25 protein-coding genes are annotated in these 26,087 nt (G+C 62.8%); 5 read left to right on the forward strand and 20 right to left on the reverse strand.

The genetic code is table 11. The features are described 5' to 3' along the window. Positions 1–171: 171 nt before the first annotated feature. Positions 172–1,077 carry a 3-methyl-2-oxobutanoate hydroxymethyltransferase gene (gene panB / locus LN996_RS04730; protein ID WP_231339021.1) on the forward strand — a complete coding sequence of 302 codons (906 nt, stop codon included), beginning with the start codon at positions 172–174 and terminating at the stop codon, positions 1,075–1,077. Here the strand turns inward: panB and LN996_RS04735 are convergent. Next, positions 1,074–1,238, reverse strand: a complete 165-nt coding sequence (locus LN996_RS04735) for an SPOR domain-containing protein (RefSeq protein ID WP_142939513.1) — start codon at positions 1,236–1,238, stop codon at positions 1,074–1,076. The two genes, panB and LN996_RS04735, sit on opposite strands and share 4 nt — an antisense overlap. A gap of 108 nt (positions 1,239–1,346) precedes the next feature. Here LN996_RS04735 and map point away from each other — a divergent pair, with 108 nt between their 5' ends. From map to LN996_RS04750, 3 genes are all read left to right on the forward strand, one after another. Further along, positions 1,347–2,225 (forward strand): type I methionyl aminopeptidase, encoded by an 879-nt coding sequence (gene map / locus LN996_RS04740; protein ID WP_231339022.1) that lies wholly within the window; start codon positions 1,347–1,349, stop codon positions 2,223–2,225. Positions 2,226–2,297: 72 nt separating this feature from the next. Then, positions 2,298–3,101, forward strand: a complete 804-nt coding sequence (ppgK, locus tag LN996_RS04745; RefSeq protein ID WP_269215586.1) for a polyphosphate--glucose phosphotransferase — start codon at positions 2,298–2,300, stop codon at positions 3,099–3,101. 6 nt (positions 3,102–3,107) lie between these two features. Beyond that, positions 3,108–3,875, forward strand: coding sequence for an SDR family oxidoreductase (locus LN996_RS04750; RefSeq protein WP_231339024.1), 768 nt, complete (start codon positions 3,108–3,110; stop codon positions 3,873–3,875). Positions 3,876–3,939: 64 nt separating this feature from the next. Here LN996_RS04750 and nrdR read toward each other — a convergent pair whose 3' ends face one another. The 3 genes from nrdR to LN996_RS04765 form a co-directional block, all read right to left on the reverse strand. After that, positions 3,940–4,443 (reverse strand): transcriptional regulator NrdR, encoded by a 504-nt coding sequence (gene nrdR / locus LN996_RS04755; RefSeq protein WP_231339026.1) that lies wholly within the window; start codon positions 4,441–4,443, stop codon positions 3,940–3,942. Between the two features lie 175 nt (positions 4,444–4,618). Further along, positions 4,619–5,983 carry a histidinol dehydrogenase gene (gene hisD, locus LN996_RS04760; RefSeq protein ID WP_231339034.1) on the reverse strand — a complete coding sequence of 455 codons (1,365 nt, stop codon included), beginning with the start codon at positions 5,981–5,983 and terminating at the stop codon, positions 4,619–4,621. A 4-nt stretch (positions 5,984–5,987) separates the two neighbouring features. Continuing rightward, positions 5,988–6,521, reverse strand: a complete 534-nt coding sequence (locus LN996_RS04765; protein WP_231339035.1) for a hypothetical protein — start codon at positions 6,519–6,521, stop codon at positions 5,988–5,990. A gap of 111 nt (positions 6,522–6,632) precedes the next feature. On the opposite strand from LN996_RS04765, the gene LN996_RS04770 reads away from it, so the two are divergent. After that, positions 6,633–7,133: a flavin reductase family protein gene (locus tag LN996_RS04770; RefSeq protein ID WP_308102697.1), complete on the forward strand. Its 501-nt coding sequence runs from the start codon at positions 6,633–6,635 to the stop codon at positions 7,131–7,133. Positions 7,134–7,152: 19 nt separating this feature from the next. Here the strand turns inward: LN996_RS04770 and dnaE are convergent, their stop codons facing one another. The 16 genes from dnaE to murF all read right to left on the reverse strand — a co-directional run bounded on the left by dnaE (position 7,153) and on the right by murF (position 26,081). After that, complete coding sequence (gene dnaE, locus LN996_RS04775) at positions 7,153–10,710, reverse strand: DNA polymerase III subunit alpha (protein WP_231339036.1); 3,558 nt, start codon at positions 10,708–10,710, stop codon at positions 7,153–7,155. A gap of 55 nt (positions 10,711–10,765) precedes the next feature. Then, the gene (locus LN996_RS04780; protein ID WP_231339037.1) at positions 10,766–11,692 is read right to left on the reverse strand and encodes an RluA family pseudouridine synthase; all 927 of its coding nucleotides are present in this window, start codon (positions 11,690–11,692) and stop codon (positions 10,766–10,768) included. Beyond that, entirely contained in the window at positions 11,685–12,293 is a 609-nt protein-coding gene (lspA, locus tag LN996_RS04785) for a signal peptidase II (protein WP_231339038.1), read from the reverse strand. Before lspA ends, LN996_RS04780 begins: the two co-directional genes overlap by 8 nt. Positions 12,294–12,392: 99 nt before the next feature. After that, the gene (locus tag LN996_RS04790) at positions 12,393–13,091 is read right to left on the reverse strand and encodes a DivIVA domain-containing protein (RefSeq protein WP_159707661.1); all 699 of its coding nucleotides are present in this window, start codon (positions 13,089–13,091) and stop codon (positions 12,393–12,395) included. Positions 13,092–13,247: 156 nt separating this feature from the next. Continuing rightward, the gene (locus tag LN996_RS04795; protein ID WP_017200850.1) at positions 13,248–13,535 is read right to left on the reverse strand and encodes a YggT family protein; all 288 of its coding nucleotides are present in this window, start codon (positions 13,533–13,535) and stop codon (positions 13,248–13,250) included. Positions 13,536–13,640: 105 nt separating this feature from the next. Continuing rightward, the gene (locus tag LN996_RS04800) at positions 13,641–14,177 is read right to left on the reverse strand and encodes a cell division protein SepF (RefSeq protein ID WP_026542515.1); all 537 of its coding nucleotides are present in this window, start codon (positions 14,175–14,177) and stop codon (positions 13,641–13,643) included. A gap of 85 nt (positions 14,178–14,262) precedes the next feature. After that, positions 14,263–15,021, reverse strand: coding sequence for a YggS family pyridoxal phosphate-dependent enzyme (locus tag LN996_RS04805; protein ID WP_231339041.1), 759 nt, complete (start codon positions 15,019–15,021; stop codon positions 14,263–14,265). Next, positions 15,014–15,724 (reverse strand): polyphenol oxidase family protein, encoded by a 711-nt coding sequence (locus LN996_RS04810; RefSeq protein ID WP_231339043.1) that lies wholly within the window; start codon positions 15,722–15,724, stop codon positions 15,014–15,016. Before LN996_RS04810 ends, LN996_RS04805 begins: the two co-directional genes overlap by 8 nt. 25 nt (positions 15,725–15,749) lie before the next feature. Then, positions 15,750–16,970, reverse strand: a complete 1,221-nt coding sequence (ftsZ, locus tag LN996_RS04815) for a cell division protein FtsZ (RefSeq protein ID WP_026542512.1) — start codon at positions 16,968–16,970, stop codon at positions 15,750–15,752. Positions 16,971–17,186: 216 nt separating this feature from the next. Beyond that, a complete protein-coding gene (locus LN996_RS04820; protein WP_231339044.1) occupies positions 17,187–18,125 on the reverse strand; it encodes an FtsQ-type POTRA domain-containing protein in 939 nt (312 codons plus the stop codon). Continuing rightward, the gene (gene murC / locus LN996_RS04825; RefSeq protein WP_231339045.1) at positions 18,118–19,488 is read right to left on the reverse strand and encodes a UDP-N-acetylmuramate--L-alanine ligase; all 1,371 of its coding nucleotides are present in this window, start codon (positions 19,486–19,488) and stop codon (positions 18,118–18,120) included. Before murC ends, LN996_RS04820 begins: the two co-directional genes overlap by 8 nt. After that, positions 19,485–20,603, reverse strand: a complete 1,119-nt coding sequence (gene murG, locus LN996_RS04830) for an undecaprenyldiphospho-muramoylpentapeptide beta-N-acetylglucosaminyltransferase (RefSeq protein ID WP_231339046.1) — start codon at positions 20,601–20,603, stop codon at positions 19,485–19,487. The genes murC and murG overlap by 4 nt, the downstream gene beginning before the upstream one ends. A gap of 6 nt (positions 20,604–20,609) precedes the next feature. Further along, complete coding sequence (gene ftsW, locus LN996_RS04835) at positions 20,610–21,911, reverse strand: putative lipid II flippase FtsW (RefSeq protein ID WP_231339048.1); 1,302 nt, start codon at positions 21,909–21,911, stop codon at positions 20,610–20,612. Positions 21,912–21,913: 2 nt separating this feature from the next. Further along, on the reverse strand, positions 21,914–23,503 hold the full coding sequence (gene murD / locus LN996_RS04840) for a UDP-N-acetylmuramoyl-L-alanine--D-glutamate ligase (RefSeq protein WP_231339050.1): 1,590 nt from the start codon (positions 23,501–23,503) through the stop codon (positions 21,914–21,916). After that, positions 23,485–24,594, reverse strand: coding sequence for a phospho-N-acetylmuramoyl-pentapeptide-transferase (gene mraY / locus LN996_RS04845; protein WP_159707681.1), 1,110 nt, complete (start codon positions 24,592–24,594; stop codon positions 23,485–23,487). The genes murD and mraY overlap by 19 nt, the downstream gene beginning before the upstream one ends. Next, positions 24,591–26,081: a UDP-N-acetylmuramoyl-tripeptide--D-alanyl-D-alanine ligase gene (gene murF, locus LN996_RS04850; protein WP_231339051.1), complete on the reverse strand. Its 1,491-nt coding sequence runs from the start codon at positions 26,079–26,081 to the stop codon at positions 24,591–24,593. The genes mraY and murF overlap by 4 nt, the downstream gene beginning before the upstream one ends. Positions 26,082–26,087: the final 6 nt, after the last annotated feature.

Below are 26,087 nucleotides of genomic sequence, written 5' to 3' on the forward strand. Positions count from 1 at the left end.
AGTGTCCATGCCGCTGGTTCCAATGGTATGAAGCCACGACAACTCAGCCTTCACTCTACTAAGAGTTCGGTGCTAATGCCGCAGCAGTACTTGCGCGTAACACAGCGTTTACATTCCGTGACGCCGGGCACACTGGTGGCAGGCGTCGTCGGCACCGCTTAGGCTCTACCCATGGCCCCGAGCAACCTTCCTGAGTCCACCACGCCCGCCGAAGTTCCCGCACCCTACGGAACAGGTCCTGCTGCCACGGCCGCGACGCCCCCGGCGGACGGCAGGAAGCCGATCAGCCGGGTCAGGATTCATCACCTCCAGCAGGCCAAGGATAACGGCGGGCGCTTCGCAATGCTGACTGCCTATGAGCAGTACACCGCCGAAATCTTTGACCAAGCCGGAATCGAAGTCCTCCTGGTTGGCGACTCCGCGTCCAACAACGTCTTCGGCAACGAGACGAGCCTTCCCGTCACTGTGGACGAGCTCCTGCCCCTGACGCGGGCCGTGAGCCGGGCAGCCAAGCGGGCCCTGGTCGTAGCCGACCTTCCGTTCGGCAGCTATGAGGTTTCGCCCGGACAGGCGGTGGCCACCGGTGTCCGGTTCCTCAAGGAAGGGCTGGCGCACGCTGTCAAGATTGAGGGCACCGCTTACTACGCGGACACTGTCAAAGCCATGGTCCAGGCCGGCATCCCGGTCATGGCCCACATCGGCTTCACCCCGCAAAGCGAACACTCCCTCGGCGGCTACCGGGTCCAGGGTCGCGGAGACGATGCGCAACGCCTCGTCGACGACGCAGTTGCCTTGCAGGATGCCGGCGCCTTCAGCGTGCTCATGGAGATGGTTCCAGCGGAAACTGCTGCCGCCGTCGATGCCGCCTTGCGGGTCCCCACGGTAGGGATTGGTGCCGGCAACAGCACTACGGGACAGGTCCTTGTATGGCAGGACATGGCAGGACTGCGGGGCGGCAAGATGGCCAAGTTCGTCAAGCAGTATGCCGACCTTCGCACCACCTTGAGCGATGCTGCCGCCGCCTACGGTGAGGACGTCAGGTCCGGGCAGTTCCCCGGACCTGAGCATTCCTTCTAGTCGTCGTCCTGGGCATCCCAGGCGTCGTTGCGCGCTTTGACCTTTTCCAACGCGTGCTCGGCTTCTTCCCTGGTTTTGTAAGGGCCAATCAGCTGGCTCCAATCGGACATGGCGTCTTCTTCGATCTCGTGCGTCTTGACGTTGTACCAGTACTCCGTCACGTCTCCTCCTCGATCATTCGTGCCGTGGACGCGTAACGTTGGCGGGGTCACAGGAACCGGGCCACACTTTGTTACTTACGTCTCTTGTGTGCCTTATATGATCAATCTATGCCTTCTCTAGCTTCGACTGCACCCATCGGCGCCCTCATCCCGGGAACCATCAGCCCCGTAAGGCCCGTCCCGGCCTCCATTGCCCGGCCCGAGTACGTCGGCAAGAAGGCACCCGCCAAGTTCACCGGCTCCGAAGTGAAATCAGCCGAGACCATCGAGAAGATCCGGGTCGCAGGCAAAATCGCCGCACAAGCGATCGTCGAGGTCGGCAAGCACATCCAGCCCGGCGTCACCACCGACCAGCTGGACAAGGTCGGCCACGAGTTCCTGCTGGACCACAACGCTTATCCGTCCACGCTGGGCTACCGGGGCTTCCCCAAGTCCCTGTGCTCGTCACTGAACGAGGTCATTTGCCACGGCATCCCCGACTCCACGGTGGTCCAGGACGGCGACATCCTTAACATCGACATCACCGCTTTCATCGGCGGCGTACATGGGGATACCAACTACACTTTCCTGGTTGGCGACGTGGATGAAGAATCGCGTCTGCTGGTTGAGCGTACGCAGGAGTCGCTCAACCGGGCCATCAAGGCCGTGGCCCCGGGCCGCGAAATCAACGTAATCGGCCGTGCCATCCAGTCCTACGCCAAACGCTTCGGCTATGGCGTGGTGCGGGACTTCACGGGCCACGGCGTGGGTGAGGCCTTCCATACGGGCCTCATCATTCCGCATTACGACGCAGCCCCGGCGTACAACACCGTGATCGAGGCAGGCATGGTCTTCACCATCGAACCCATGCTGACCCTCGGCACCATCGAATGGGACATGTGGGCCGACGACTGGACGGTCGTCACCAGGGACCACAAACGCACGGCCCAATTCGAACACACCCTGCTGGTCACAGAGACCGGCGCGGAAATCCTGACCCTTCCCTAAGCTCTCCGGAAGGTCTTTGCAGCCCGGGCGGCTGCGCCATGCCCATCCCCTCCTGCCATGATCGGAATTGCATTGTCCAAGAAGGATGAGAAGACCCACAAGAACGCACCGTTGATCGGAATCGACATCGGTGGCACCGGCATCAAGGGCGGCATCGTCGACCTGAAGAAGGGCAAGCTGATCGGGGATCGCTTCCGCGTTCCCACACCCCAGCCCGCAACGCCGGAGGCAGTGGCCGAGGTTGTCGCCCAGATCGTCGAAGAACTCTCCAGCAGGCCGGATGCCCCGGCTGCAGATTCTCCGGTGGGTGTGACCTTCCCTGGAATCATCCAGCACGGCGTGGTCAACTCAGCAGCCAACGTGGACAAGACCTGGCTGGGCACCGACATCGACTCGACGTTCACCAAGCGCCTTGGTCGTCCTGTGGAGGTCATCAACGACGCCGACGCCGCCGGCCTGGCGGAAGCCCGCTATGGCGCCGGCGAAGGCGTGGACGGAACGGTCCTGGTGATCACGTTGGGTACCGGCATTGGTTCGGCCTTCATCTTCAACGGCCAGTTGGTCCCCAACGCCGAGCTCGGCCACCTTGAGGTGGACGGACACGACGCCGAAACCAAGGCCTCCGCCGTGGCCCGCGAACGCGACGGCCTGAGCTGGGACGAGTACGGCGTCCTGCTCAACCGATACCTCCAGCACGTCGAGTTCCTGTTCTCACCCGAACTCTTCATTGTTGGCGGCGGCATCTCCAAGCGGTCCGACGAGTACTTCCCGCACCTTGAGCTGCGGACCAAGATCGTCACCGCAAAATTGAAGAACGACGCCGGCATAGTTGGCGCCGCGCTTGAGGTCGCCCTGCACCACAAACTCGCAAAGTAGGCACGGATGGCTCACGGCGGGGCCCCGGACATCGGAGTAGCAATCGTCACCGGGGCCAGCCGCGGTATCGGCGCTGCCGTGGCCTACGCTGCGGCACGCGCTGGGTACGCAGTGGTGGTCAACTACTCCGAGGACAGTGCGGGCGCCAAAACCGTTGTCGAGGAAATCATCGATAGGGGCGGCATGGCTCTGGCTGTCCAGGCGGACGTCAGCCGACCCGCCGACGTCGTGCGTTTGTTCGACGAAGCTCTCGCTCTTGGACCGCTGACAACTGTGGTCAACAACGCCGCCATCACCGGTAACCTGATCGGCACGCTGGTCGAGGTGCCTGCAGAGACAGTGCAGCGGGTTGTTGACGTCAACGTGGCCGGAATGATTTTCATGTGCCAGGAAGCAGTGCGCAGGCTCTCAGCGGACAACGGCGGGAGCGGCGGATCCATCGTCAACATTTCCTCCACAGCCACAAAGGCGGGCTCCCCCGGGACGTGGGTCCACTACGCCGCAACCAAAGGGGCCGTGGATGTGTTGACTGTGGGCCTGGCGGCCGAAGTGGCCAAGCAGGGCATACGGGTCAACGCAGTGGCCCCCGGCAGCACCAACACCGGCCTGCATGCAGCGGCCGGAATGCCGGACCGGGTCGAACGACTGAACCCCACCATTCCCATGGGGCGTGGGGCTGAGCCCGAGGAAGTGGCAGCGGCCGTCATGTGGCTGATGTCCACCGATGCCGGGTACGTCACCGGCGCGGTGCTTCCCGTGTCCGGAGGACGCTGACCGGGTCAAGGCCCTGTACGGTGCCGGTGGCGGTTGCGGCTTCCCCTCCGCACCGCCACCGGAGCTAGAGTTGGCTCTTCTGAGAGCCCGTGGCTTCTTTGGCGGCTGTTTTCGCGTGCTCTTCATGCTCGTGGCGAAGCAACGAGATAGCCGATTCGAAGTCTTCCAGGGATTCGAAAGCCTGGTAAACGCTGGCGAAGCGGAGGTACGCCACCTCGTCCAGTTTTCGCAGTGGGCCAAGAATAGCCAGGCCTACCTCGTGTGCATCAATTTCCGCCGCGCCGGACGAACGGATGTTTTCTTCGACTTCCTGGGCCAGCATTGCGAGGTCGTCCTCGGTGACCGGGCGCCCTTGGCACGCTTTGCGGACGCCACTGATGACCTTGATCCGGCTGAAGGGTTCACCGACACCGGACCGTTTGATGACGGACAAGCTGGTGGTCTCAATCGTGGTGAAACGACGGCCACATTCGGGGCACTGGCGACGGCGGCGGATGGAAGAACCGTCATCGGCCATGCGGCTGTCAACGACGCGGGAGTCGGGATTCCGGCAGAACGGACAATACACGCTGGGCCTCCCCTGACTGTTCCGGCACAATCCGTGCCCGGCAGGTTGCCGGAGACGCAAAGGGTGCCGGAAGTTTTCACTTCCGGCACCAGTTTACGTTCGTCTACACCGTAATGACAAGCGTGTAATTACTACATGTAGTGGTGGGCACCCGTATATGTAGTGGTTGACCCCCTTATGCGAAGCGGATCCGTACCGCATCTCCGTGCCCTGGAAGGTCCTCGGCACCGGACAAGCTCACGATGTGGCCACTGACCTGCTCCAGCGCAGCACGGTCGTAGTTGATGACCTGCACGGCACGGAGAAACGTGGTGACATTCAGGCCGGAAGAGAAAGCCGCCGTCCCGCTGGTGGGCAGGACGTGGTTGGAGCCGGCACAGTAGTCACCCAGGCTGACAGGACTGTAGTCACCTACAAAGATCGCGCCGGCGTTGCGGATCCGTGATGCAACAACAGCCGCATCCGCCGTCATGATTTCGAGGTGTTCTGCAGCGTAGGCATTACAGACTGCGATTCCCTGCTCAAGATCATCCACCAGAACCACGCCCGACTGCGGCCCGGACAACGCCTCCAGGACGCGGGCGCTGTGCTTGGTTCCGGCCGCTTGCAATGCCAGTTCAAGCACGACGGCGTCAGCCAGGTCGGCCGAGTCCGTCACCAGGACCGATGCTGCTTTGGGATCGTGCTCTGCCTGGCTGATGAGGTCGGCCGCCACAAGCGGCGCTTGAGCGGTGGCATCGGCAAGGATGGCGATCTCGGTCGTGCCGGCCTCCGAGTCAATGCCCACCACGCCCTTGACGAGCCGTTTGGCCGTGGCGACGAAGATGTTTCCAGGTCCTGTGACCACATCCACGGGCTCGATCGGCAACTCCCCTCCCGAACCCGGAATGCCATAGGCAAAGGAGACGATGGCCTGCGCGCCACCGATGGCGTACACCTCATCGATGCCCAGCAGTTCTGCGGCAGCCAGGATGGTGGGGTGCGGCAGCCCGCCAAAGTCCTTCTGCGGAGGAGAAGCCAGCGCAATGGACTCGACGCCGGCCGCGACTGCGGGTACGACGTTCATGATGACCGAGGACGCCAACGGGGCGAGTCCACCCGGAACATAGAGACCGACGCGGCCCACCGGAATCCAGTTCTGGCTGACAACGGCGCCGTCGGCCAAGGCGACGTCAACGTTGACCGGGCGCTGCTGATCGGCAAATTGCCTGGCTCGGCTGATCGACTCTTCCAACGCGGCACGAACCATCGGATCCAACCCGGCCAAAGCCTGGGTGAGTGCCTCGGCCGGAACGCGCGGGTGCGACTGATCCACGCCGTCGAACTTCTTTGCCAACTCCGCCAGTGCAGCAAAGCCCTGGCTCCGAACGGCCGAAATGATGTCCTGGACCTTCTGCTCGGCATCGGCCATCGTCTGATGGCGCGCCCTGGGCACGGCAGCACGCAGCTCCGCCAAGGAAAGATGGCGGCCCCGGAAATCGATGGTGCGGAAGTCGAGGGAAGCGGCGGCGCGGGCGGAGGTATCCGAAGAAGTGGTCACCCGACTATTTTACGGGCTTCTTCGAAAGAACCCCGAACAGGGCCAGGACGAACGTGATGAACGATGTGGCAGCGGGCCACAGAACCAGGACAGCGTACGAGCGGAGCGTGAAACCAAACCCCGGGCCAAGAGCCGGGTCCGGCGCCGGGCCAAAAAGTTGCGCTGCCAGCAGGCCAACCAGCCAGGCAATGACCCCGCCCACCGCGCCACCAACAAGTGCGAACGCCAGCCGCCGCCCCACGCTGGGTCCCTGTAGTTTTCCGTCAAGCATGACGCCGGTGAAGCATCCTGCCACCAGCATCAGCGCAGCGAGGACCAGGTCCCGTGGGAGCCAGGATCCGGGATTGGCTGCATCGGCGAGCTCGGGATTGCCGGAGACCAGGTTCAGCCCGCCAGGCGCGAGCAGCCACCAGAGCGCGCCGAGAAGGACACCGGAAGCCGCCGGAAGGACAAGCCAGCGAGCCTCCCGGAAACGGCGTGGGCGGGGAGCCGGAGCCGGTTCGGCAACAGCTGGGACGTGCACGGTTGGCTCGGTCATACAACTCACATTAACAAAGGTTCACGCACGCTCAACAAAATGAGGACCCCACAGTCCTTGAGGAATACCCTGAGGTGAGACGCAGACCCCCAGTCCAGGAGATAGACCCACGTGGCAAGCGAACCAGCCGGCTTTGAACAGACTTTCCGGGAAATGTTCCGCCGGCATGCCGCCGGAGTAGCCATCATTACGGCAAACCTCAATGGACAGCCCTTCGGCTTCACCGCGACCTCCGTGGCCTCGCTGTCCGCCGAACCGCCCCGCTTTACGTTCAACATGGCCAGAAGTTCCAGCTCATGGCCTGCCGTGGCCAACGCCGAGTACATCGGAGTCCACATGCTGGGGCTCGAGAACCAAGCACTCGCCAATCGGTTCGCACGGACACGCGACCGGTTTAAGGGCGACCACTGGGAGCCGGGCCCCCACGAGGTGCCGATCCTCAAGGATGTCAGCGGCTGGCTCGTGGGAAAGATCCAGATGCGCCTGTCGTTCGAAAACAACGCCGTGGTGGTGGTCGAGGTCATCGACGGCCAAGTCGGCGAGGACGGCACTCCCCTGCTCTACCACAGCGGTGGTTACAGCAAGCCGGCGCCGCTCGACTACGAAATCTAACCGAGCGGCATCGACCCGGCTAGTTATCCAGGCAGGCCGGACCCAACAGGACTTTCAGATCACCAAACAGTGAGGGACTGGGGTTCACCCGCATATGGACGGGCAGGCCCATGACCTCCACTTTGGTATCACCCATCAGCTTCAGCCGGACCTCCGAGTTCCCGCGGTGCGTCCGGAGGACATCACGCAGGTCCGTCACCACCGCCTCCGTTGCCTTGAACGTGGGAATCGTGATGACCACCGGTCCGTTCACGCTCTCGCTAAGGTCCGGAACCGAGAGCTCCATGCAGTTCAGTGTCACTGCCCCGTCATCCCTGCGCTGCAGCCTGCCCTTGACCACCACGATCAGGTCCTCCGCCAGGACCGAGGCGATGGGCCCATAGACCTGGCCGAAGAACATGACCTCCATGGAGGCGCCAAGGTCTTCGATCTCCGCGCGGGCATAGGCGTTTCCGCTGGCCTTCGCGATCCTGCGGCTCAACGAGGTGATCATGCCCGCAATGGTGACAATTGCGCCGTCGTGCGGTCCATCTTCAGCGATGATCGAGGTAATGGATTGCTCAGCATGTTGGCTGAGAACGCCTTCCAGCCCTTGCAGCGGATGGTCCGAAACGTAGAGGCCCAGCATGTCCCGTTCAAAGGACAGCTTGTCCTTTTTCTCCCATTCGGGAAGGTCAGGGATTTCTGTGGTCAGCGAGGCTTCCGGCTCCTGGTCCTCAAAGCCGGCAAAGAGATCGAACTGGCCGATCGCCTCGTTGCGCTTCAGGGTGATCACCGAATCGATGGCTTCTTCGTGGATCATCGCCAATGCACGCCGGTGGTGGCCCAGGGAGTCGAACGCCCCGGCCTTGATCAGCGATTCGATGGTGCGCTTGTTGCACACCACCGCGGGTACCTTCAGGAGGAAGTCCTTGAACGACGTGTAGCTTCCCTCAGTGCTGCGGGTGGAAACCATGGCATCCACGACGTTGACGCCGACATTGCGGATGGCGCCCATGCCGAAACGGATGTCCGTTCCCACAGGGGTGAAGTTCAAGGACGATTCGTTGACATCCGGCGGGAGCACCGTGATGCCCATGCGTCGGCACTCATTGAGGTAGATGGCGGATTTGTCCTTGTCATCACCCACTGACGTGAGCAAGGCAGCCATGTACTCCGGCGCATAGTGCGCCTTCAAATATGCGGTCCAGTAGGAAATGACGCCGTACGCGGCCGAGTGGGCCTTGTTGAAGGCGTAGTCGGAGAACGGGAGCAGGATGTCCCACAGTGTTTTGACGGCAGCCATGGAGTAGCCGTTGTCCTGCATGCCCTGGGAGAACCCGGCGAACTGTTTATCCAGCTCCGATTTCTTCTTCTTGCCCATGGCCCGGCGAAGGATGTCTGCTTGTCCGAGCGAGTAGCCGGCCAGCTTCTGTGCCACGGCCATGACCTGCTCTTGGTACACGATCAGGCCGAAGGTGCCGCCAAGGATTTCCTTGAGGGGTTCTTCCAGCTCCGGGTGGATGGGAATGACCTCTTGGATCCCGTTTTTACGCAAGGCGTAGTCGGTGTGGGCGTTGGCGCCCATGGGGCCGGGACGGTAAAGAGCCAGGACTGCGGAAATGTCTTCGAAGTTGTCGGGCTTCATGAGCTTGAGCAGGGACCGCATGGGTCCGCCGTCCAGCTGGAACACGCCCAAGGTGTCGCCGCGGGCCAGGAGCTCGTATGACGCGGCGTCGTCGAGTTCCAGGTTTTCCAGGTCCAGGTCGACGCCACGGTTCATCTGGATGTTCTCCAGGGCGTCCGAAATGATCGTCAGGTTTCGGAGACCCAGGAAGTCCATCTTGATGAGGCCGAGGCCTTCGGACGTCGGGTAGTCGAACTGGGTGATGACCTGGCCGTCCTGGAAACGGCGCATGATGGGAATGACATCGATGATGGGGTCCGAGGACATGATGACACCGGCTGCGTGCACACCCCACTGCCGCTTCAGTCCTTCGATACCCAGAGCTGTCTCGAAGACCTTGGCAGCCTCGGGGTCGGTGGCAATGAGCTGACGGAAGTCCCCCGCTTCGCTGTAGCGCTTGGATTCCGGGTTCTGGATGTCCGCCAGCGGGATGTCCTTGGCCATGACGGCCGGAGGAAGGGCTTTGGTCAGAGTCTCGCCCATGCTGAACGGATAGCCCAGCACACGCGATGAGTCCTTGAGCGCCTGTTTGGTCTTAATGGTGCCGTACGTGACAATCATCGCCACGCGCTCGTCACCGTACTTCTTCGTGACGTAGTCGATGACCTCGGAGCGGCGGCGATCATCGAAGTCGACGTCGAAGTCGGGCATGGAGACGCGGTCCGGGTTGAGGAAGCGTTCGAAGATCAGGCCGTGCTGCAGGGGGTCGAGGTCGGTAATACGCATGGCGTAGGCCACCATGGAGCCTGCGCCGGAACCACGGCCGGGGCCAACACGGATTCCGTTGTTCTTGGCCCAGTTGATGAAGTCCGCGACCACCAGGAAGTAGCCGGGGAAGCCCATGGACGTGATGACGCCCAATTCATAGTCCGCCTGCTTGCGGACCTTGTCCGGGATCCCTTGGGGGTAGCGGTACTTGAGGCCGGTGTCTACTTCCTTGACGAGCCAGGAGGTCTCGTCTTCTCCGGGCGGGCAGGGGAAGCGTGGCATGTAGTTGGCGCCGGTATTGAACGAGACTTCGCAGCGCTCGGCAATGAGCAGCGTGTTGTCGCAGGCGTCCGGGTGATCGCGGAACAGTTCCCGCATTTCCTGCGGCGACTTGAGGTAGTAACCGCTGCCCGAGAAAGCGAAACGGGAACCACCATTGTCGTACGTCGGCTCCAGGAGGGTGGAGCCCGACTGGATTGCCAGCAATGCCTCGTGGGCCTTGGCATCGTGTTCATGCGTGTAGTGGAGGTCGTTGGTGGCCACCAACGGGAGGTTGAGCTCCTTGGCAAGTCGCAGGAGGTCGCCAGTGACACGCCGTTCAATGTCGAGGCCGTGATCCATCAGCTCACAGAAGTAATTCTCTGCGCCGAAAATATCGCGGAACTCAGCAGCAGCCTCCACGGCTTCGCGGTACTGCCCGAGCCTCAGTTTTGTCTGGACCTCTCCGGACGGACACCCCGTGGTGGCAATCAAGCCTTCGGAGTATGTGTTCAGCAGCTCACGGTCCAGCCGCGGCCACTTTCCAAAAACAGAATCGAGGGAGGCGATGGAAGACGCGCGGAACAGGTTGCGCATTCCTACGTTGTTGTAGCTCAGCAGCGTCATGTGGGTATAGGAGCCACCGCCGGAGACGTCATCTTTACGCTGGCTTTCGTCGCCCCAGCGTACGCGTTCCTTGTCGCCCCGGGCAGTTCCCGGGGTGACATAGGCTTCGACACCGATGATCGGCTTGATGCCCTTGTCCGTGGCCTTGCGCCAGAAGTCGAACGCACCGAACAGGTAGCCGTGGTCCGTGGTGGCCAGCGCCGGCATGCCCAGCCGTTCGGTTTCGTCGAACAGCTCGCCCAAGCGGGCCGCTCCATCCAGCATGGAGTACTCGGTGTGGGTGTGCAGGTGGACGAACGAATCATTGCTGGAAGTCACCACGACAGTCTACCGTCCCGGGTCCGACAGAACCCGGTCCGGACGGCGCGGCTCTCTAGGCGGTGCCGGTGGCGAGCAGATCCAGGGCGTACTGGAGGTCCGCCGGGTAGTCGCTGCTCACTTCCACCCATTCGCCGGTGCTGGGATGGGTGAAGCCCAGCTGGCGGGCATGCAGCCACTGCCGGGTGAGCCCCAGGTTGGCCGCGAGCCGCGGGTCGGCGCCATAGGTGAGGTCTCCGGCGCAGGGGTGCCGGAGCGCTGAAAAGTGAACTCGGATCTGGTGGGTACGGCCGGTCTCCAGATGGACTTCCACCAGCGTTGCCTTGCCGAACGCTTCCAGGACCTCGTAGTGCGTCACGGACGGACGGCCGTCCTCGATCACCGCGAAACGCCAATCGTGCCCGGGATGGCGGCCAATCGGGGCATCGATGGTGCCCTCCAAAGGATCAGGCAGTCCCTGCACCACTGCGTGGTACACCTTCTCCACGGTGCGTTCCTTGAAAGCGCGCTTCAGCACCGTGTACGCGTGTTCGGTCTTGGCCACCACCATGACACCGGACGTGCCGACATCGAGGCGGTGGACGATCCCTGCCCGTTCAGGAGCACCTGACGTCGAGATCCGGTAGCCGGCGCCGGCGAGACCGCCCACTACGGTGGGTCCTACCCACCCTGGAGACGGATGGGCAGCGACTCCCACCGGTTTGTCGATGACAACGAAATCCTCGTCATCCAGCAGGATCTTCAGGCCTTCCACAATTTCCTCCACGACTTCCAAGGGGTCCCGCCGCTCGGGAACGGTAACGTCCAGCACTGCGCCTGCGGCAAGCTTTGCCGACTTGCCAAGCGGCACACCGGCAATCGTGACGTTTCCTTCTGCGATCAACAGCGCCGCTGCTGACCGGGAAATGTCCATCAGTTGTGCAAGCCCGGCGTCCGCCCGCTTGCCTGCCAGTTCCTCAGGTACCACTACGGGATCACTCACCGGCTGTCTCCCCCATGGAGCCGCCCGCAGGCTTGGCCTCATCGGACGCCTTTGGACCAGCAGGCTGCCGCTGGCCGTCCATGCCGATGCCGCGCAGCGTCAGCAGGCAGATGATGACGACGCCGGATACCACCGCGGAGTCTGCGATGTTGAAGATGGCGAAGTTGGGCAACTGGATAAAATCCACCACGTGCCCCATGGCGAACGACGGCTCCCTGAACAAGCGGTCGGTCAGGTTGCCCAAAGCTCCCCCGAGCAAGAGCCCAAGGGACAGGGCCCACCACGCAGACCCGAGCCGGCGCAACTGGAACAGGATTGCCACGGAAACGGCCGCCATGACAATCGTGAAGATCCATGTCACATTCTCGCCAATGGAAAAGGCCGCCCCGGAGTTCCGGATGTAGTACCAGTGCAGCAGCGGAGGAAGAACGGGGATCCGCTCACCCTCGGTCATGGTGCTGGTGACCCAAAGTTTGGTGAGCTGGTCAAAGGCGTAGGCAAACACGGCGAAGCCGGCAAAGAGCCAGAGCATGGCCGGACGCCACTTACGGCGGGCGGTGGGCGCCGGCTGCGAGGCGTCATCGGTGAAGTCGTCGGTCATAGTGCTTTCATTCGGGAAGCGTGGTGGGGCGCTGTCAGGGTTTTAACAGCAAAAGCCGGTGGCCGAGGAGTCCTCAGCCACCGGCTTTCAGAATACTTGCTAAACGTCTGCGGTTGCTTCGCCGACCTCAGGGGCAGCGACGGAACCACGGGCATCCAGGTCGCGCAGCTGGCCTTCGATGTAGGCCTTCAGGCGTGAACGGTAATCGCGTTCGAAGCCACGGAGCTGCTCAACCTTGCGCTCAAGAACGGAACGCTGCTGCTCGAGTGCACCAAGGATCTTGCGGGACTTCTCCTGGGCATCGTTGACGAGGCTGGAAGCCTCGATCTGAGCCTCGGCGATGATCTTTTCCTTCTGCTGCGCACCGTCAGAGACGTGCTTGTCGTGCATCTGCTGCGCCATGGCCAGCAGGCCTGCAGCGGACTCAGCGGAAGGGGTAACGCTGTTGCTGGCGGCCGGAGCCTTGGCAGCGGCGGCAGCTGCTGCGGCCTGCTCGGCTTCCTTCTTCTTGGCAGCGTCGGCGGCCTTGGCTTCGGCTTCCGCCTTGGCTTCGGCTTCCTTGTCGACCTTGACGGGGGCAGGAACCTTCTCGACGACCGGAGCCGCAGCAGTTGCAGCAGGCACAGCCGAACCGGCTTCTCCGAGCTTCTTGCGAAGTTCGTCGTTCTCCTGGTTCAAGCGGCGAAGTTCCACCACGATCTCATCGAGGAAGTCGTCTACCTCGTCCTGGTCGTAGCCTTCGCGGAACTTGGTCGGCTGAAAGCGCTTGTTGACAACGTCTTCTGGCGTCAAAGCCATCTGGTCACCTCGTTGGTCTAGTTAGTCAGTAGGCCTTCCGGCCGTTCAAAACTACGGTACCTAAATATCATCTGGTTCCTCCAATTCAACACCATCGTGTTGATTTGGAGAATTTGCGGCCTTTGAACCATCGGTGGTCCGGGTTCCGCTCAGCAGCTAGGCCAAGCTGCTGGTTACTGCCATGGCAATACTGACCGCAATTATCAGGATCAGAAAGCCTAAATCCAAGGAGATTCCGCCCAGTTGGAGCGGCGGTATCAGCCTGCGGAGCCTGCCAAGCGGAGGGTCCGTGACGGAGTAGACCACATGCGCTGTTACCAATGCCACACCCCGGGGCCGCCACTGGCGGGCAAACATCTGAACCCATTCAAAGATGAGCCTGATGATCAGGGCAATGAAGAACAGCAACAACACAATATAGATAAGGCCGAAAACAATGCCCACGAGTTAGCTCAGATCTCCCACTTGTTCCGGAATGCCGATCGGTCCCTACTATTGCAACACAGATGCCAGGCGGGTTGACCCGCCTGGCATCCGCAAAGATCGGTGTCAGCTCTGGTTGAAGAAGCTGGCCTGCGTTTCGCTGGCCTTTTTGTCGTCGCCAATGACCTCTACGTACGACGGCGACAACAGGAAGACCTTGTTGGTCACCCTCTCGATGCTGCCATGGAGGCCGAAGACCAGGCCGGCGGAGAAATCCACGAGGCGCTTGGCGTCGGCTTCGCCCATGTCGGTGACGTTCATGATGACCGGAATGCCATCCCGGAAACTCTCACCGATGACCTTGGCATCGTTGTAGGAACGGGGATGAACGGTGGTGATCTGCCTCAGGCCCGAGGCATCTTCGCGGCTGGAGGCCGCACGCTTGATGGGTGTCACGGGTGCGCGGTATTCCTCTTCGGCGTCTACAGTGGGCATTTCGCGGACAACTTCCCGGACGGGAGCGGGCGCCCGGCGCTCTTCCCGTTCCTGTGCCTGGGGGCGTTCTTCGTCGTGGTGCGAGGCGACGGCCTGCTCAGATTCGTAGTGTTCATCGCCGTCGGCGAGCCCAAGATAGATCATTGTCTTGCGCAGAGCGCCAGCCATGGTGCACTCCTATCGTTTCTGCAGTAGGCGGGCCGCCATGACTTGACATATTGGAACCCCGGCCCGTCATTCCAATACTTTGACGCTACCCCACGGCCGGACGGGATCCGAGAATATCGGAGCCAATTCTCAGGTGTGTCGCCCCGAACTTCACGGCGGCTTCCAGGTCCTGGCTCATGCCGGCGGAAATTGCCACCGCGGCCGGATGAATGGCACGGAGAGCCTCGGAAATACCGGCAAGCTTCTCGAACGCCGCTTCCGGATCGGCCCCCAAGGGCGCCACGGCCATCAGGCCTGAGAGCTTCAGCCCGGCAGCGGATTCGATCTGTGCGGCAAGAAACTCGACGTCGGCCGGGCGTGCGCCGCCGCGGTGCGCGCCGGCGTCGTCCTCCAAGCTGACTTGAATGAAGCAGTCGAGGTCGGCACGGCCGGTGGCACCTTGTTCCCGCATGATGGCCTTCGCCAAGGCGTCAACGACTTGAGGCCGGTCTATCGACTGGACGGAGGCAGCATACTTTGCGACGGATTTTGCTTTGTTGCTTTGGAGCTGCCCAATGAAATGCCAACGGATATCAACGTCGGTAAGCCCGGCGCTCTTGGTGGCTGCTTCCTGGTCACGGTTCTCGCCGATGTCGGTAACACCAAGTGCGGCGAGGCGGCGCACATCCTCTGCCGGATGGAATTTGGTCACCACGATCAGCCGTGGCGGGTCACTGCGTCCGGCTGCAGCAACCGCTGTCTCGATCCGGCGCCCAACCGTACCCAGCCGTTGGGCGAGAACGGCCGTGCGGGCATCGCCTGACAGGCTTTCCTGCTGTTTGTCGTCGTGTCCAAGGCTAGTCATGCGTCCACACCAAACCTGCAAATCGACCGGTCCGGGAGTTCCGGCGGTATGAGAAAAGGGAATCGTTCTCCAGCGTGCACTCCCCCGAGTACTCCACGGGAACATCCAACGCTGCCAGTTGTGCCCGCACACCGGCCGGAAGGTCCAGGGCCGGAGTTCCCCAGGATGTGGTGGACCGGGTGGCCGGGACACGCGCAGCTACCTCGGCCTGCAGTTGTTCCGGCACCTCATAGCAGGACCCGCAGATAGATGGACCGAGCCAAGCGCTGATCCCTACGGCTCCCCGGCTCCGCATTTCCTCCACGGTGGCCGCAACAACAGCTGATGCGACGCCAGGGCGTCCGGCATGGGCTACGGCGAGGACGTGCCCGTTTCCTGCGCCGCTCCCCACGAACACCACCGGCACACAGTCCGCGACCATGACCGCCAATGGCTGCGCTGCACCGCGGGGGGCTGCGGCTGACACCATTGCGTCAGCAGTGGGCCCGGGCCCGTTGACTTCGATGAACTCCACGGTGTTGCCATGGACCTGTTCCATATATTGGAATTGATCGGCCCCCAGCCCCGCGGCCCGGTTCAACTCATCGCGGCGGGCCATTACCTCAGCGGGGTTGTCCCCCACATGGAGAGCCAGGTTCCCGGCGTCCGTATCCGTGAAGGCTACGGAAACGCCGGGACGAACTTCATTGCGCCACCAAAACACCTGGTACTGACTCTCCGAACGTGGCTTACTTCAGGAAGTCGGGGACGTCGAGGTCGTCGGAGCGGCTGCCCGAGAGATCAGGCTCGACGACGGCGGGGAGGTCGACGTCGAAGCCTGAGTCTGCAGGCAGTGCCGAGGGACGCTGCTGGCCCCAGTTGCTCAAGCCCGCGGCACCGATGCCTGCCGTGGCGTGCTGCGGGGCAGCAGCGCTGGACGGTGCACTGCTGGGCGCGGCGGGACGCTCCGAGGGCACCGGGTTCTGGGCGGGACGGGACTGGTCCATCGAAGGCGAGGTTGCCTTGACATCGTCAAAGCCTGCGGCAATGACTGTCACGCGGGCTTCATCACCCAAGGCGTCATCAATGACGGCGCCGAAGATGATGTTCGCCTCGGGGTGGGCTACTTCCTGCACCAGGCGTGCAGCCTCATTGATTTCGAACAGACCCAGATCCGACCCACCCTGGATTGAGAGCAGGACGCCGTGGGCGCCGTCGATGGAGGCCTCCAGGAGCGGGGAAGCAATGGCCAGTTCGGCTGCCTTGACCGCACGGTCCTCACCACGGGCCGACCCGATGCCCATCAGGGCCGAGCCAGCACCCTGCATGACGGACTTGACGTCGGCAAAGTCAAGGTTGATCAGGCCGGGAGTGGTGATCAGGTCGGTGATGCCCTGGACGCCCGAAAGGAGGACCTGGTCCGCAGAACGGAAAGCGTCCAGGACGGAGACGTTGCGATCACTGATGGACAAGAGGCGATCGTTGGGGATGACGATCAGGGTATCGACTTCATCGCGAAGGGCGTCGATGCCGGCTTCGGCTGAGCCTGCACGGCGACGGCCCTCGAAAGTGAACGGCCGGGTCACAACACCGATGGTCAGCGCACCCAGGGAGCGGGCGATGCGCGCGACCACAGGGGCCCCACCAGTACCGGTGCCACCGCCTTCACCAGCGGTAACGAAGACCATGTCGGCACCCCGGAGAACTTCTTCGATCTCGTCGGCGTGGTCTTCCGCGGCCTGCTTTCCGACCTCGGGGTTTGCGCCGGCGCCAAGGCCGCGCGTGAGTTCACGTCCAACGTCGAGCTTGACGTCGGCGTCGCTCATGAGCAGCGCCTGCGCGTCAGTGTTGATGGCGATGAACTCGACGCCCCGAAGGCCGACCTCGATCATACGGTTGACTGCGTTCACGCCACCGCCGCCGATGCCGACGACCTTGATGACGGCCAAGTAATTCTGCGGTGCTGCCACGTTTCGTGCCCCTTGCTTGTGTCCTATAGCGAAACTGATCGAGTCCAACTTGAATCCTTGGACCTTAACCCTCTAGTTGAAGGTTATAGTTATGTCAAGTAACTCTACTGCGACGGTATTTCCTATGGTTCGCACATGCAATCTCCGCTTGCGCGTGTCGTGTGATTGTCCTGAAATAAGGCCACCGCCGGCCGTAGGTTACGTTCTCAAAGCTGCTTATTTTGTGAATGGATGCCGCGGGACGCTGACGTCGTACACGCTGACGGGAACCTTCGGGTCAGCCGGCATCTTGAGCAGCGCTTCAAGTGCCTTCGCCTTCAGTTCCCTGTCCTCGGCATTGCCCCACACTACCGTCTTTCCGTCCACCAATTTCAGTTCGACGGCATCCGCGGAGGCCGCCGAAGCTGTCGACATCCGGGCGCGGACATCGGCCGGCAACGTATCCAGGACGGCGGCAATCGCCTTGAACAACTCTGTGTTCGTCGCCCCGGCTCCCGCGTCAATCAAGGGCAGTGCCACCGCCGACTGGTCCTTCGTAGCCCCGAGTTGCACCCCGTCCACATCCACCATCACGAACGAGTCACCCTGCTTGAGCAGCGCCACCGGAACGCGTTCGTTGACATGCACAAGCAACTCCGACGGCGGCCTCGCCTCCATGGTTGCGGAGCGGACCTGGACCAGCGGCTTCAAGAGCTCGTTGATCTCCTGTTCGGTGACCTGCGGCAGCGGCTTGCCCTCCAGGCCGGACAGAGCCTGCTGAACGGCGTCGGGCGTCAGCAGTGTGGTGCCGTCCACTGTCACTGTCCTGACTGCCAATACCGGCGAGAAGACCGCACCGGCGATCAGGGCCGCCACAACAGCGGCCACGATGGAAAGCGTCCACCCAATAATCCTGCGTTGCCGCCGGCCCTTGGGCTCAGGAAAGACAATGACGTTATCCGACGCCGGGGCCTTTGTTGACGTGGTCGCCGTGGCTGGCTGGGAACGGGTCCCCCGCTTACTGTCCGGCTCGATGGGACGTTGCGCGCTGATGACTTCGCCGGATCCCTCAGCCCGGCCTTTGTCCGGCACCGCCTTGGATCCTCCCGAACGGGCCGCATCCGGCGGGCGCGACTCCGCTCCAGGCCTGTACGTCGGCTTGCGGGTGCTAGCCACCCAACGCCTCCACGATCACTGGCCCGTAAGCAGTAACGTCGCCGGCACCGACGGTGAGGACTACATCTCCGTCGCTGGCGACCGCCATCAGGGCGTCCACTGCCTCCCCTGCCCCCACCAGCCTGCCAGTGGCAAGCTGATCGGCGATCAAAGCGCTGGTGACACCGGGGATGGGGTCCTCGCGAGCAGGATAGATATCCAGGATCAGGGCCGTATCCGCCGCGTCCAGCGCAGCAGCAAATTCCCCGGCGAACTCGCGTGTGCGCGAAAACAAGTGCGGCTGGAACAGGACATGGACCTTGTTGCCCCCGGCTACCGAGCGGGCGGCAGACAGGGCGGCGCGAACCTCCGTGGGGTGGTGGGCATAGTCGTCGTAGACCCGCACACCCCTCCCCTGGCCCTTGAGCTCAAAGCGCCGTGACGCGCCAGTGAACTGGCCCAGCGCCGCCGCCGCATCTTCGGGATTCACACCAAGTTCGACGGCGACCGCGAACGCGGCTGCCGCGTTCAGGGCATTGTGGCGCCCCGGGACCTGCAGTTCCACCCTGTGGACGTCAGGACCAACGGCTACCGAAACGTCTCCGGGACCGCCGTCGAAAAGGCGGATGTCGGCGTCGTCCGATGTCCCGTACGTCAGGACGCGCGTGGTTCCCAGGGACGCCGTCCGCTCCGCCAGGGCGAGGGCACCGGCGTCGTCGGCGCAGGCCAGGAGAACGCCGTCCGCCGGCAGGAGCGCCGCAAAGTTGTCGAAGGAGGCAAAGACCGCTTCCGGCGTCCCGTAGTGGTCAAGGTGGTCGGCTTCGACGTTGGTCACCACGGCAATCAGCGGACGGTAATTGAGGAAGGATCCGTCCGATTCATCGGCCTCGGCCACGAAGATGTCCGACTCCCCATGGGCAGCATTCACACCCAACGCCGGGACGTTGGCGCCAATGGCAAAAGAGGGGTCAACGCCGGCTTCCTTGAGCAGGACGGCAATCATGGAGGTGGTGGTGGACTTCCCATGGGTACCCGCCACTGTAACTACACGGTGGCCCGCCATGGTGGCAGCCAAAGCTTCGGACCGGTGCAGCACGGGCAGCCCGGCGGCACGTGCCGCAGTGAGCTCGGGATTGTCGGCCCGGATGGCAGAGCCGGCCACGATCGTCTGGGCGTCGGCAAGGTTGTTTTGGTCGTATCCCACCGCGATGCGGGCCCCAGCCAAGGAGAGGTCGTGCATGACCGGCAGGTCCTTGGCGTCGGTTCCGCTGACGGGGACACCCCGCGCCACCATGATCCGGGCGACTGCGGACATTCCCACGCCGCCAATGCCAATGAAGTGGACCCGGCCCAGGGATTCGAGGGGGGCGATGCTGATGGTCATGCGGATACCGCTTCCAGGACAAGATCAGCCATGCGCTGATCGGCGTTTCTGATACCAAGGGCTTCGGTTTTTCTGGCCATTTGGAGGAGCCTGTCGTGGTCAGTCAGGAGCGGAATGAGCTCCCGCTCCAGCCATTCAGGGCTGAGGTCCTTGTCATCAACCAGGAGTGCGCCACCTGCATCCACCAACGGCGCAGCATTCAGTGCCTGCTCTCCGTTGCCGATGGGCAAGGGCACAAACACGGCCGGGACTCCCACGGCTGCCACTTCGCTGACAGTTCCGGCGCCGGCACGGGCAAGGAGGACGTCCGCGGCTGCATAGACGTTCTCCATCCCATCCACATACTCAACCTGGCGATACCCTTCGGCGGTGAGCAGGCCGCCGTCGTCGTTGAGAACGGCCTTCCCATTGCCCGTGATGTGCAGGGTCTGTATCCCCGCGGCCGCCAGCGCAGGCAAGGCTGCACTGATGGAACGGTTGATGCTGAGTGCGCCCGAGGAACCACCGGTGACGATCAACACGGGGCGTTCTGGAACCAGGCCCAAGGAAGCCTTGGCAGCAGGAGCCGCCGTTGTCCGGTGAAGTCCCGAGATGGCTCGCCGCATGGGCATGCCAACATGGCGTGCACCCCGCAGCCGGGTACCGGCGAATGCCACCGCAACATGATTGCTGAAACGGGCACCGACGCGGTTGGCCAGGCCGGCCTTCATGTTGGCCTCGTGGATCACAATGGGGATACCGAGTTTCCGTGCGGCGAGGTACATCGGCGTACAGACGTAACCGCCCACGCCTACCAGGACATCAGCGTGCGCATCCTCAAGGATGCGGCGGGCCTGACGGACTGCTCCCAACAAACGGCCGGGAAGTTTGACCAGGTCAACGGAAGGACGCCGCGGGAAAGGGACACGGTCTATGGTGGCGAGCTGGTAGCCGGCAGCCGGTATGAGCCGCGTTTCCATGCCCGACGGCGTGCCAACAGCCAGGATTGCAGCTTCCGGACGCTTGTCCTTGATGGCATCGGCGATGGCGAGCAGCGGGCTCACGTGCCCGGCAGTACCGCCGCCGGCAAGGACAACGGACAAGGGCTTGGACGCGTTGCGGGAGTCAGAAGTCATGAAGTGCTATGTACGCTTTCGTGCGGTTTTCGGAGAACGGCGCGGCAGGAACCGGGGGCGTTGCTGGGGCGGCAATTGGCCTCGGGCCAAGGACAACACTACGCCCACGCCACAGAGGGACATCACGAGGGCTGAGCCTCCGTAGGAGATGAACGGGAGCGGCACACCGACCACCGGAAGGAGCTGGGTGACCACAGCCATGTTCATGCTTGCCTGTCCCAGGAGCCACACCATGATGCCACCGGCCAGTGTTCGCTGGAACGGGTCCGTTTGCCTGACCACTACCCGGAAAATGGCGATGCCCAGGATTGCGAAGAGCACCAACACCACCAGGGTTCCCACGAGTCCAAGCTCTTCTCCGATGATGGCGAAGATGAAGTCATTGTGGGCTTCGGGAAGCCAGTTGTACTTCTGCCGGCTTTGGCCAAGGCCCAGCCCGGTCCAACTTCCCTGCGCCAGGCCGTACATGCCGTTGGTGGACTGGAAGTCGAAGTCGAAGTTATCGGTGCAGGAGGCCGACGCTGTGCCCAACCAGGACGTGATGCGGCAGATGCGGTTCGCACTGCTGATGGTTCCCAGCACGGCACCCACTGCCCCAACGGCCCCTGCTATGGCCAGCATCTTGCCCGGAACCCCGGCGAAGTAGAGGCCTGCCGCCGTGATGGCCGCAATGACGATCACTGTCCCGAGGTCGTTCCCGAGCATCACCAGCGCAATCACCAGGCCGGCTCCGGGCACCACGGGAATGATGACATGCCACCAACGGTGCAGGAGCTTTTGCTTGCGGGCCAGTACTGCAGCAATCCATACGCACAGGACCAGCTTGGCCATCTCCGAGGGCTGGAGCGTTATTCCGCCGACGTCGATCCAGTTCTTGTTGCCGTTGACGGTGTTGCCCATGACCTGGACCAGGACCAGGAGTACCACGACGCCACCCAGAGCCCACCAGGACAACCTCTTCATCCAGTTCACGTTGGTTCGCGAGATCACGTACATGGCTGCTGCTCCGAGCACCCCGAACATCGCCTGCTTCAGGGCGTCCGCGTAGGGCGACTTCCCTTCGGAGATCGCCTCGACACTCGAGGCCGACAACACCATCATGATGCCAATGGCAGTCAACGCCAGGGCACAGCCCAGGATGAGGTAGTACGTGGAGCTGTTGGGGGCTTTGCTCTTGCCTTCAAGGCTTTCCCAGAAGCCTCGCAGGTGTCGGCGGAGCCCGGAAGGCTTTTTGGGCGCCCGCACCGAAGCCTTGGGCTTCCCGTCCCGCGGGTCTTTGCCGCGAGTGCGGGTGGGCGTGCTGACCATTGTTACTCCTCGGTGGTCGTTGCCTGCCCTTCCACAAGCTCGCGAACTGCCTGGATGAAAGCATCGCCGCGGTGAGCGTAGGAAGAGAACTGATCCATGGATGCAGCCGCGGGTGCCATCAGGACGGTGTCCCCTGGCGTGGCCAGTTCGGCCGCCGACACCACGGCCTGGCCCATGATGGCCTCGCCGTAGATGGGCGAGGCGGCGTTGCCGGCTACGGTCTGCACCATCCCAGTGTCGCCCTTGGCTTGCGCTATCACGGGGACATCCGGTGCGTGTCGCTGGAGGGAGCCTTCCAGCGCTTCGGTATCGGTCCCAATAAGGACAACGGCCTTCAGGCGGCGGGCGTGTTCTTTGACGAGGTCGTCATAGTTGACACCCTTGGAGAGCCCACCCGCAATCCACACGACGTGTTGGAAGGCAGAGAGCGCCGCGGATGCAGCGTGTGGATTGGTGGCTTTGGAGTCGTTGATCCACAGGATGTCGTTCCGTTTGGCGACCACCTGGATGCGATGGGCGCCCGGCAGGTAGTTGGCCAAACCCTGCTTTACCGCCGTTGGCTCTATGCCGTATGCACGTACCAAGGCCGCGGCCGCCAACGCGTTGGCCACCATGTGGCGCGGCGCCACAGGCCCGAGGTCGGCCATAGCGGCGAGCTCCGCGGCGGAGTCTTTGCGCTCGGCAATGAACGCGCGGTCAACCAGCAGTCCGTCCACCACACCCAGCATGCTGATAGCTGGAGTATTCGTGGTGAACCCAATGGCGCGGCAACCCTCAACGACGTCCGCGTTCTCCACCATGCGTTCGGTTTCGATCTGTTCGGCGTTGTAGATGGCCGCCTTTTGGGTGTTCTCATACACCTTGGCCTTGTCCGCCAGGTACGAGGCATAGGACCCGTGCCAGTCCACGTGGTCTTCAGCAACGTTGAGGCACACACTTGCCACTGGTGACAGGGAATGGCTCCAATGCAGCTGGAAGCTGGAGAGTTCAACAGCGAACGCGTCGTAGTCCACCGGATCCCGGAGTGCGTCAAGGATCGGCGTTCCAACGTTGCCGACCGCGATTGCCTTGAGTCCGGCTGCCTGCAGCATGGATTCGGTCATGCCCACCGTGGTGGTCTTGCCGTTCGTGCCCGTAATGGTGAGCCAGTCAGCTGTCTTGCGTCCTGCGCGGACGCGGAGGCGCCAAGCAAGCTCAACGTCGCCCCACACGGGGATGTGCTTCCGCTTGGCGGCGGCCAACAGGGCCTGGTCCGGCCGCCATCCCGGCGACGTGACAACCAGCTCGGGCAAAGCGTCGTCGATCAGGGGAAGGGCATTGACCGCGTCCTCCCCCAACAGCACCTCAACGGCGCCCACGATTTTCAGGGTGTCAGCTTGCGCCTTGGCCTTTGGCGTGGTGGCTGCGTCCACCACCACCACTTTGGCACCGAGTTCGATGAGGGTGTCAGCTGCCGAGAAGCCGGACATGCCGATTCCCGTCACCACCACGCGCAGGCCGCTCCAGTCAGCGTCCCAGCTGGTGAGTTCGCTGAGCCTGTCGGCGGCCGACGGCGTTGTCTCCGGGCTTCCGTTCACAGCAGTACCACCCATTCAGCGTAGAAAATTCCGAGGCCGGCGGCCACGAACAGGCCGGCGAGGATCCAGAAGCGGACAACCACTGTCACTTCCGCCCAGCCCTTCAGTTCAAAGTGATGTTGAAGTGGCGCCATCTTGAAGACCCGTTTGCCGCCACTGAGTTTGAAGAAGCCCACCTGGATGATGACCGAAAGGGTGATCAGGACGAACAGGCCGCCGATGAAAGCCAGCAGGAGTTCCGTGCGTGACAAAATCGCGAAGGCTGCCACGGCACCGCCGATCGCCAGGGATCCCGTGTCCCCCATGAAGATCTTGGCCGGCGAGGTATTCCACCAGAGGAAGCCCACCAAGGCTGCACTGAGGATCGCTGCCAACAGGGCAAGATCCATGGGGTCACGAACCTGGTAACAACCGCTTCCTGCTTCCCTGGGTGATCCGCAGGCCTGGTTGTTCTGCCAGATTCCCATGATGGTGTAGGCGCCAAAGACCATGATGGACGCGCCCGCAGCAAGGCCATCCAGGCCATCGGTCAGGTTCACGCCGTTGGTGGCAGCAGTGATGATCAGGTTGGACCATACGACGAAGAGGATCGCGCCGAGCACTGTCCCGCCAAAAGCCAGGTCCAGCCAAGGGATGTCCCGCACCAACGAGATCTGGGTGGATGCCGGCCGAAGTCCGTCCTCGTTGGGAAACTGCAGTACCAGCACCGCGAAGATGATTCCGACGGCAGCCTGGAGGATCAGCTTTGCCCGGGCGTTCAGGCCCAGGCTGCGCTTGTTGGAAATCTTGATGTAGTCGTCCAGGAAGCCCACAAAACCCATGCCCACCATGAGGAACAGCAGCAGGAGTCCTGACGCGGACGGTCCAGGGGACCGCGGGTTCATCATCCACATGATCAGGTGCGTCACGAAGTAGCTGATGAGCACGGCCGCAACTACAACGGTCCCGCCCATGGTCGGCGTTCCACGCTTGGTGTGGTGCGATGTAGGACCGTCGTCGCGGATGAATTGCCCGTAGCTCTTGGCCACGAGGAACTTGATGAACAGGGGCGTCCCGATGAGGGCCACCAGAAGGGCGACGCCGGCGCCGATCAAAAGTGCAATCACAGCAGCTCGTTCCCTTCGCTTGCGGCAGCTTCAGCCGCGTTGTCTCCGGTGGGCTCGGCCCGTGGAGGTAATGCTATCCGATCACCCAAATGCCGCAGCCCTACCCCGTTGGAGGACTTGAACAACACCAGGTCACCGGGTTCGAGCTCGTTCTGCAGGAGCTCGTAGGCTTCTTCGACAGTCTCGGTGAACGAACATTCATCGCCCCAGGATCCTTCCTGGATGGCCGAGACGTAGAGGGCCCTGGCTTCGCGTCCCACCACCACAAGCCTGGAGATGTTCAACCGGACTACCTGCGTGCCCACTGCGGTGTGCTCGCGGATGGAGTCCTCCCCGAGCTCGAGCATGGCTCCAAGCACAGCCCAGGTCCGTCGGCCTTGTCCAAGATCTGCCAGTGTGCGCAACGCTGCCCGCATTGATTCCGGGTTGGCGTTGTAGGCGTCGTTGATGATGGTGACGCCGTCTTCGCGTTCAGTCCGCTCCATGCGCCAGCGGCTTGCCGCCGACTGTGAGCTGAGGGAGGACGCAATGTCGGCGGCCGGGATGCCGGCGGCGAACGCAGCTGCCGCCGCGGCCAACAGGTTGGTTACATGGTGCCCACCGATCAGGCGGCTTCGCACCTCAACGGCAGGGCCGCCGTCGGGCAACACGAGATCAAAGTCCGGGAAACCCTGGGCATTGACCACCACGTTGCGCGCTTCGACCTCTTCGGTGGTGGCGGGCGCTGCCGTGAACCCCAGGATCCTGGCCTTGGTCCGGGAGCGCATGGCAGCTACGCGGCCATCATCGAGGTTGATCACAGCCGTGCCGTGCTCGCCAAGGGCTTCAACGAGTTCGCCCTTCGTAGTGGCGATATTCTCAACCCCGCCGAATTCTCCGGCATGTGCCGTACCAACCACCAGGACAACGCCAATGTCCGGCTTCACCATGTCTGCGAGGTATTTGATGTGGCCAAGGCCTGTGGCACCCATCTCGATGACCAAGTAGCGGGTATCGGCGTCGGCGGCGAAAACCGTCAAGGGCACGCCCACTTCACCGTTGTAGGAACCCTGCGGCGCCACCGTCTTACCGGCCACGGAAAGCACACCGGCCAAGAGATCCTTGGTGGTCGTCTTACCGGCCGATCCGGTGATGCCAATGACCGTAAAGTCTTCGCCGCGCTGTGCGCGTTCAGCACGGATGCGACGGACGCATTCCGCTGCGAGGGCACCCATTGCCAGGACGGCATCATCGACTACGACGGCGGGAAAGGGGCTTCCGCCAGCGTCGGTCACTTCACGTTCGGCGAGGACCAGTACGGCGCCGCGTTCGAAGGCAGCCTCGACGAAGTCGTGGCCATCGGCGTGCTCGCCGGGCTTGGCAACGTAGAGCGAACCGGGCGTCGCTTCCCGTGAATCAGTGACGACGGAGGTGGGCGCGATGTCCGTAGCTCCGGTCAATCGGCCATGGGTGATGTCGGCGATCTCCGCCGCAGTAAGTGCAATCATCTCGGT

It is taken from the genome of Arthrobacter sp. AK01, assembly GCF_021109375.1.
Lineage (GTDB): Bacteria > Actinomycetota > Actinomycetes > Actinomycetales > Micrococcaceae > Arthrobacter.

Bases quoted from the DNA above. Each gene is read 5' to 3' on its own strand.
- murG (WP_231339046.1), bottom strand. From the start codon at position 20,603: ATGACTTCTGACTCCCGCAACGCGTCCAAGCCCTTGTCCGTTGTCCTT.
- LN996_RS04800 (WP_026542515.1), bottom strand. From the start codon at position 14,177: ATGGCTGGCGCTCTGCGCAAGACAATGATCTATCTTGGGCTCGCCGAC.
- LN996_RS04805 (WP_231339041.1), bottom strand. From the start codon at position 15,021: ATGACTAGCCTTGGACACGACGACAAACAGCAGGAAAGCCTGTCAGGC.
- murF (WP_231339051.1), bottom strand. From the start codon at position 26,081: ATGATTGCACTTACTGCGGCGGAGATCGCCGACATCACCCATGGCCGA.
- LN996_RS04750 (WP_231339024.1), top strand. From the start codon at position 3,108: ATGGCTCACGGCGGGGCCCCGGACATCGGAGTAGCAATCGTCACCGGG.
- ftsW (WP_231339048.1), bottom strand. From the start codon at position 21,911: ATGGTCAGCACGCCCACCCGCACTCGCGGCAAAGACCCGCGGGACGGG.
- murD (WP_231339050.1), bottom strand. From the start codon at position 23,503: ATGGGTGGTACTGCTGTGAACGGAAGCCCGGAGACAACGCCGTCGGCC.
- map (WP_231339022.1), top strand. From the start codon at position 1,347: ATGCCTTCTCTAGCTTCGACTGCACCCATCGGCGCCCTCATCCCGGGA.
- panB (WP_231339021.1), top strand. From the start codon at position 172: ATGGCCCCGAGCAACCTTCCTGAGTCCACCACGCCCGCCGAAGTTCCC.
- murC (WP_231339045.1), bottom strand. From the start codon at position 19,488: ATGACCATCAGCATCGCCCCCCTCGAATCCCTGGGCCGGGTCCACTTC.
- LN996_RS04765 (WP_231339035.1), bottom strand. From the start codon at position 6,521: ATGACCGAGCCAACCGTGCACGTCCCAGCTGTTGCCGAACCGGCTCCG.
- LN996_RS04790 (WP_159707661.1), bottom strand. From the start codon at position 13,091: ATGGCTTTGACGCCAGAAGACGTTGTCAACAAGCGCTTTCAGCCGACC.
- lspA (WP_231339038.1), bottom strand. From the start codon at position 12,293: ATGACCGACGACTTCACCGATGACGCCTCGCAGCCGGCGCCCACCGCC.